We start from the raw sequence: 7,031 nt of genomic DNA on the forward strand, positions 1-7,031 counted from the left end.
AGAACGGTTCCGCCGAGGGTTCTTTTTCCGGAGTATGCAGCTTTTTATACATCCTTGATATAACGCTGATTATCCAAGGCTTAAGTAGCAGAAAAATGTATAAAAAGCGCACCTTTTATACATATGCAACCACCTAACAAACATGGCTTTTTTTAGAGAAAAATGTTACTATCTATGCAGGAATATAATTCCAAGATGATGTTCAAAAAATCTACCTCGCTTGCCAATGCCGAGGTAGATTTTTATTTTGTTAAAGACATTAATATCCTTTAGGAGGGTGTTATACTAGTTATAATCTTAAATAAATTGGAGGTTATAACTGATATGTACATGGAATTCTATGAAAAAGTAGATGGATTAGCAAGAGCTATTGGAGTCACTACTTCAACTGCCAAAAAATATTATTTACTTTTTGAAGAGCATGGTTATAACTTTAAACGTAATCAGCAAGGACAACTCTTGTTTTCACAAGATGATATAAATTTATTTAAAGAATTAATGCTTTTAAAAAATGAAAAAGGTATGACTGTTCCTAAGGCTGTAAAGGAGATTATAAAAGATAAAGTTATAACTGACACAACTGATATAACCGACATAACTGTTACAACAGAAGATATAACGGTTATAACCAAGCAAGTCACAACCGTTATGACCGAACTAGATGAGTTAAAACAATTAGTAAAAAATCAAAATGAAATTATAGAAAAACAGCAAGAGGACTTTAAAAAACAATTTTTAAAACAAGAGGCATACATAAAAGATAGTTTAGAACAACGAGATAAGACATTAATTACAACATTAAGAGAAATGCAAGAATCACAAAAAGAAATAGCTACTAGCTTGTCAAAAGAACAAGCTAAAAAGAAATGGTGGCAAATATGGCTACATTAAACTACTCAAATTGATTGGGTAGTTTTTTTAATTAAAAGATGGCCGTCTTGAGACGGTTTTTTTAGCCTTTAGGCTATTATTTTTCTAACGAAAAAATTATAAAAAGACCCTTGCAATTCTATAAGCGAATTGCTATTTAATAGAGAGTGAGAAGGTACAACATAACTAAAGTAGGTTAAACCTTTGATAATAAAGGATTTTATAACAGTTTCGTACTTATCAAATTTGATAAGTATACTTATCAAATTTGATAAGTACGAAACTGTTTTGAAAAATAAAAAAGACTCTTATAAAAGAGTCTTTTAGAAAAATCTAACTGGTAGTTTACTTAAAACTTTTGACTTCATTAATTTTACAAATTGAATTTTCAAACCTTCTTCTATTTTATCTCGATCGCCTGCATAAAGAATATGAGGGTTAATAAACAATGCGTAGGTTTTAACGTTATTATCCTCTACATAACCTTCTGAACGTGCAATAATCCCCTTACTATATAAAGATTTAACTACTCTACTAACCTTCGATTCACTTGTACCCAAGGCTTGTGATACAGCCCTTTGTGTCAAAGGTATAGGTTGTTTCTTTTTAGGATCGTCTACAATAGCATTAGAGGAAAATCCAATAAAAGGAATCAAGCTCATTAGAAATATAATTTCTTCATTTTTTAAATAACCTATGCTCTGAAGATAAGCCCAATTCTCTTGTATTATTTGAACAAAACGAGCTTTGTTTTTAACTTTCCTTTGGGGAACTAAATTCATTCCAGCTGCATTAGCTTTAGCTTGAAGTTCATTCGCTGTTTCCATTTCTTCACGGCTTAAAATTTGTTCATTTTGTAGATCTTTCAATCTAGCCTTTTTATTAGCCTCTGATAATGATCTTCCTAAACTGGATAAGTTTTTTTCGTTTTTAGCCATACTAATTCCTCTCCTTATATGGCAGGAATTAGTCCCTTATGATAGAATATGTACATCAATATGTATATAAGGGACCTATTCCCTTTCTTGTGTGAGAAACCGCCTGCCGTCCAAAGCTTTGGCGGTTTTTCTCATTTATACTACATTCAACACTATCAATAATTTCCCTCTTTTTCTACTCTTTTCGCAGTTTTTCAACTAATTTTGTAAAAGCCTAACCTATTATCCTAGATTAATACCAAATAACCCAAAGAACCATTTGAATAAGAAGAACATAGGAACCATAAAGACAGCTGCACCGGCTCCATACTTCACCCAATCTAACCAACCATTAAATGCTACACCCAATTTAGCGTTCGATATCATAGTCTTGCTGTTTTTTTCGATCTCGCTGAGGTCTGACTTCGCTTTCTCGCTCAACATGTCGAACTTGCTCCCCAGGTTGTTGTTGATCTTCTCTAGTTCCTCCTTGATCACTTGATTGTTTGCTCGGAACTCGTTGCTCAGAAACTCCTGATTCTTTTTCATGTCGCTTTGTAACACTCTGATGGCTGTCTTCATCTCGGCCAAAGTTTCGTTTGTATACTTTTTGTGTGTTTCGATGTCGTTCTCTAATTTGCTGATCAATGTCAGCGAAGTCAATTTCATTTCCTTCTGTACGTCTTGACTCGTCTGTTTGATCTGTTCGAGCTCCTGCTGCATCATCATCTCTTTGTTCATGTTTTCTTTCAGAAACGTCGAAAGATAGCCCTCTGTCGCTCTCAGACGCAAAATCATCTCTTGGTATAACTGATATAACTCCTGTATGTCCTCTTTCGGCCGTGCCTGCTGAACTTGCTGTTTCTCTTTCTCTTGTAACTTGTCTTTCAAAGCCATCCAAAATCGTCTCCTTTTCGTACGCCAGCCCTAGCTTGCTGCCACGTACCTTTTTATTCGATTCTAAGTGCTCATACGTGATGTTTTTACCTCTTAGGGTTGCTTGGACGCCTTCGTCTTTTAAATGTTCCTGGAAGTCTTCAAAACTCGTTGCTTGTTCTTTTGCAGAATCAATGGCCGTTCGAATTTCATCTTTCCAACTAGATTCACCCTTCTGAAGCAGTGACTGTTCAGCTAACGTGTAGCGAACATCGGCCGAGCGCTCTTCAACAATGGAAAGACCATGATCTTTGCATAGCTCATCACTCGCTTCACGAAAACGGTCAATGGCTTCTTGGCCATGGGCATGAAACTTTCGTCCATCCTCATAGTTCACTGCATTAATGACGATGTGGTTATGAATATGATCCTTGTCCGTATGCGTATAGACGGCCACCTCATGACCTTTTGTCAACTTCTCCGCTAGTTGTAACCCAATTTCATTGGCTTGGTGAGGATCTACCTCATCCGGCTTAAACGACTGAATGACATGATGGGCTTGTATGCTTCCGTTTTTGCCCCATATTTCCCTTGTAGCCTTAAATTGGTTCCTTACATAGTCGACATCGCAATCAAGCGAATTTGACACCTCAGCGCGCTTCTCAGCGTACTTCAGTAATGCATTGGCGTTTTTCGTCGTACTTAGCTTAATTGTTGCCATGCTGCAGCCAATCCCTTTTTAATTTCGTCGAGATTGTATACCAATCTCTCAAGCTCCTGTTCACTTAATTGTTCGATATCTCGTGCATTGCACCATCTCGCAATTTGGTTCACATTGGTACCCACAGCACGCAATTCCTTTGCAATTGCTAGAGCACCCTCACGATTAATCTTCGGCTGCCGTATACGGGTACCTTGTGCCTTTGCTTTCACAAAGGCAGGCACTGTCATTCCTACGTTATCCGCCATCAGCGATAGCCGTTCGAATTCCTCTTCAGTGACACGGAACTTCACCTGTTTAGGCTCGTTCCTACGCTCGCCTTTCGTCTCGCTCATTCCTTTATTCCTCCTTAAGTTCACCTACTGAGCGTGGTGAACTTGGTGTAAAATTCCAGCTGTATGCTTCCATAATACACCAAACAGTCGGAATAAGGCAAGCTCTACAATTGGTACCCAATTGAGCTTGGTTATGCCTGGCATAACAATCCCCCCAGCCCCCTTTTCAAGGGGGAGCCAAACCGCGGACGCTGTCCACACCTGCCAAAGGAAAGCTCCTTTGGAATGGCTTCTACAAACACCCCCAACCCCCTCAATCTTTGAGGGGGCTCCCTCGCCGGTTGGCGTCAAACAAACGTGGTTGTTTGAGTGCCAAAAGGGTTCGGGTGTAGAGACATTGTCAATTCCTTAATGCTCCCTACGGTCCGCTTACCATTGACAATGCAGCTTATCTCCCCCTTTGTTTTGGGGTAGAGGCTGGCTTCTTATGTTTTTTAGTGTGTTGCTAGTCTTAAAGTAAGCTTGCTACTTTTGAACAGCTGAACAGGCGGTTCGGCAGGTATACTTGCTTAAACAAGCCGATTCCTATATCCTTCGTTTTGGGTATGTCGGCTTGGCGAGGGATCCAAACCTGCCGAAAGCCTTTAAACAAGGAGGAAAGAGTGGAGATTTTTTAAGTGGGTTTCTTAAAAAATACGACTCGTACCTTGTATAAAGGCTAGCCCCCATTGATTGAAAATGAATTTTCATCCAAAAATAAAAAAAGCTAGCATCTAGCTAACTTTTTTTAAACAAATTAGATTTAATGATTAGCATCCTCCACCAAAGCCGCCGAAACAAGAAGCCCCGATAATAATTAATAGAATAAAGAGGACAATAATTAAAGCAAAACCACTGCCAAAACCACTACAGCCTCCGCCGTAACCATATCCGCCATAACCACAACCGCCAAAGCCCATATTTTCACCCCCGTATATGCTTAATACTTCTAAGATATGCATAAAAAATTAAAATGCTCGCCTATACTCTGGACTGGTAAAAATAATAGGATTTTTGTAGATATATAAACCATTTAAATTATTTTACATAGAATGAATGAACCATAACATTGAATCCCAGTAGATCAGTTACCCTCCCGAACGGATTTGCAGTTGTAAAAAACAGAAAAACTCCCTGCCGCCTGGGAGTTTTTCTGTTTTTAAGCTGTATATGTTATAGAAAATTAGTTTACATAAAACAAATTACAGGAACAAAAAAGCTATTAGAATTATGATTCTAATAGCTTTTTTGTTTGGGAAGTTAATTTTATTGATTAATGTTTAAATCGTACACCGTTTTAAATATAAAATCATGTTCATACATCTAAATACCTCCCATCACCTTCTAGGGAAAAATCCTTTGAAAATATATGATGAGTAGTTTGTACATATGTAATAAATAGTTTTTTCTCTTATGAATAAAGTACATTAATTAGAACAAACTACACAAGACGCCGTGAGGCATCTACCGAAAATCCCTATTCTATTAGCAGAAAAAACTCCTGGCCAACGACAGGAGTTTTTTCTCTTTTTATGCTGTATATGATATACAAAGTTAGTTAACATAATGAGCGTTATAAGAACAAACTTGTTGGGCTTAGCATATAATCTGTTTGTTCAATGTCACAATAATATTGATTCGTAATTTAACTAAAAAAAGCTCCCTTAGGCAGTAAGGAGCTTTTTTTCATATGGGGTTAGAGCCCGTCCGAAAAATTAGTAATAGTTACCGACTGCTTAATCTACGGATGCTAATACCATCTAAGCTAGTAGTATTTCTATTACCTGAGTTATCTTCCCAAACTAAAAAACCATCTTCTACACGAATAAAAGTACCATTTCCATCAAGTTGTCTTCCCGCAGAAAAGACTTGAATCCGATCTCCCCTTCTAAAATCATCCAAACGATTACGAGAGGTACGACGACCACCAGTACGACGGTCACCAGTACGTTGTCCAGGCATAAAATCACCTCCAAACAAGGATATAGTACATGCTATGTGAAAAATTAAATTTGGTATAAGTAAAACGCTCAAAAAACGTAAAATAATTTATTTTATACCTCAAAAATTGTCATACTTGTCCATACCTTTTTCAATTTCTTACATACTATAAAATGTGCATATCAAAACCTCCAAATCTTTTGATACGAACGAAAAAACTCCTGAATTGAGCAGCCAGGAATTTTTCTGTTTTTAGGCTGTATACGATATACAAAGTTAGTTAACATAATCACGGTTATAGGAACAAAATAAAAAAAGCTCTTACTATTAAGGGCTTTTTTTGCATTTTATCGGAAGTACAAGTACTCTTTCTATAAGTTGGGCAAGCTTCGTATTTGGTACCCAAATACAGCTTTGTTATGCTACACATAACACCCCCCAGCCCCCTTAAAAGAGGGAGAAAAAACCTATTGAGCATTGCTCGAATTTTCGTTTGAATCTTTTCAAGATCCAGCCGAAAAAGGACGATAAAAAAAGTTATAAATATTTAATTTAAAAGAACAAAATGGAACAAGCACACAAGCAAATCTACTTACTCTTCATATTCATATATTATATCTAAAAAAAGGAGGTTATATTTTGAGTTCTTGGAAAAAAAGTACCCGTAAAAGTACTCACCCCGATTGTTCAGATTCCTGTTGTTGTTCAGATTCCTGTTGTTGTTCAGATCCAGGACCAACCTTTTCTTTTTCCGAACCGACATCCGTATTTTCAGCTTCCCCTCTACTAACGGTTACGAATATAGAAACACCAATCACAACTGTAACTATCAATCCATGCAAAGAATCTTTGATCGAATTGCGAGGATTAGTAGGGTGGAGTAGCGACCCACAAAGCGATGTCCTCACGTTTTGGAGGATCCGCCGAGGAGTCGGAGGTCCGATCATTTGGGAGGGGCATGATGGAATTGGAGTTGACGATGCTGAGGAAAGGGGATATATAAGTTCCATGTTGCATGTCGATAACAACGCTGAATTGGGGAGTAATTATGTATTAACAGCACAAGTCGATCCTGTAACCTCACCTGGCCTAACAGCTAAGATTAACGGTCCAATCGTTTTCAACGCCACAGCTTATCCAATATAAAAAGGGTACTGTGAGGTATCACACACAATTTTATTTTATTAGTAGAAAAAACTACCTTCTTTCTACTGACTCCAATGTAGTTTTTTCTTTTTTTCAGATGTATAGAATATTCATTTATTGTTTACATAATACCTCTTTCCGGAACACAACCCAAAAAAGAACCCTTGTCGCAGAACGGTTCCGCCGAGGGTTCTTTTTCCGGAGTATGCAGCTTTTTATACATCCTTGATATAACGCTGATTATCC

Annotated in this window: 8 protein-coding genes; 1 reads left to right on the forward strand and 7 read right to left on the reverse strand. The window is 37.4% G+C overall.

Annotated features, from left to right (window positions below; genetic code table 11):
• Positions 1 to 324 precede the first annotated feature (324 nt).
• Complete coding sequence (locus M3225_RS28610; protein WP_251400702.1) at positions 325 to 891, forward strand: DUF3967 domain-containing protein; 567 nt, start codon at positions 325 to 327, stop codon at positions 889 to 891.
• A 302-nt stretch (positions 892 to 1,193) separates the two neighbouring features.
• Here the strand turns inward: M3225_RS28610 and M3225_RS28615 are convergent, their stop codons facing one another.
• The 7 genes from M3225_RS28615 to M3225_RS28645 all read right to left on the reverse strand — a co-directional run bounded on the left by M3225_RS28615 (position 1,194) and on the right by M3225_RS28645 (position 6,547).
• Positions 1,194 to 1,808 (reverse strand): MarR family transcriptional regulator, encoded by a 615-nt coding sequence (locus M3225_RS28615; protein WP_251400704.1) that lies wholly within the window; start codon positions 1,806 to 1,808, stop codon positions 1,194 to 1,196.
• Positions 1,809 to 2,030: 222 nt separating this feature from the next.
• Positions 2,031 to 2,174, reverse strand: coding sequence for a hypothetical protein (locus M3225_RS28620; RefSeq protein WP_162837701.1), 144 nt, complete (start codon positions 2,172 to 2,174; stop codon positions 2,031 to 2,033).
• A complete protein-coding gene (locus tag M3225_RS28625; RefSeq protein ID WP_251400705.1) occupies positions 2,158 to 3,384 on the reverse strand; it encodes a relaxase/mobilization nuclease domain-containing protein in 1,227 nt (408 codons plus the stop codon). The genes M3225_RS28620 and M3225_RS28625 overlap by 17 nt, the downstream gene beginning before the upstream one ends.
• A complete protein-coding gene (locus tag M3225_RS28630) occupies positions 3,366 to 3,719 on the reverse strand; it encodes a plasmid mobilization protein (RefSeq protein ID WP_251400707.1) in 354 nt (117 codons plus the stop codon). The genes M3225_RS28625 and M3225_RS28630 overlap by 19 nt, the downstream gene beginning before the upstream one ends.
• Positions 3,720 to 4,468: 749 nt before the next feature.
• The gene (locus tag M3225_RS28635; RefSeq protein ID WP_251400709.1) at positions 4,469 to 4,618 is read right to left on the reverse strand and encodes a YjcZ family sporulation protein; all 150 of its coding nucleotides are present in this window, start codon (positions 4,616 to 4,618) and stop codon (positions 4,469 to 4,471) included.
• A gap of 805 nt (positions 4,619 to 5,423) precedes the next feature.
• A complete protein-coding gene (locus tag M3225_RS28640; RefSeq protein WP_251400711.1) occupies positions 5,424 to 5,660 on the reverse strand; it encodes a hypothetical protein in 237 nt (78 codons plus the stop codon).
• Between the two features lie 653 nt (positions 5,661 to 6,313).
• The gene (locus M3225_RS28645; protein ID WP_251400713.1) at positions 6,314 to 6,547 is read right to left on the reverse strand and encodes a hypothetical protein; all 234 of its coding nucleotides are present in this window, start codon (positions 6,545 to 6,547) and stop codon (positions 6,314 to 6,316) included.
• Positions 6,548 to 7,031: the final 484 nt, after the last annotated feature.

The sequence above is a fragment of the Priestia aryabhattai genome (assembly GCF_023715685.1).
In the GTDB taxonomy this organism is placed as follows: Bacteria; Bacillota; Bacilli; order Bacillales; family Bacillaceae_H; genus Priestia; species Priestia aryabhattai_B.

Coding starts and splice junctions, on each gene's coding strand:
- M3225_RS28610 (WP_251400702.1), top strand. CDS start 325: ATGTACATGGAATTCTATGAAAAAGTAGATGGATTAGCAAGAGCTATT.
- M3225_RS28615 (WP_251400704.1), bottom strand. CDS start 1,808: ATGGCTAAAAACGAAAAAAACTTATCCAGTTTAGGAAGATCATTATCA.
- M3225_RS28620 (WP_162837701.1), bottom strand. CDS start 2,174: ATGATATCGAACGCTAAATTGGGTGTAGCATTTAATGGTTGGTTAGAT.
- M3225_RS28625 (WP_251400705.1), bottom strand. CDS start 3,384: ATGGCAACAATTAAGCTAAGTACGACGAAAAACGCCAATGCATTACTG.
- M3225_RS28630 (WP_251400707.1), bottom strand. CDS start 3,719: ATGAGCGAGACGAAAGGCGAGCGTAGGAACGAGCCTAAACAGGTGAAG.
- M3225_RS28635 (WP_251400709.1), bottom strand. CDS start 4,618: ATGGGCTTTGGCGGTTGTGGTTATGGCGGATATGGTTACGGCGGAGGC.
- M3225_RS28640 (WP_251400711.1), bottom strand. CDS start 5,660: ATGCCTGGACAACGTACTGGTGACCGTCGTACTGGTGGTCGTCGTACC.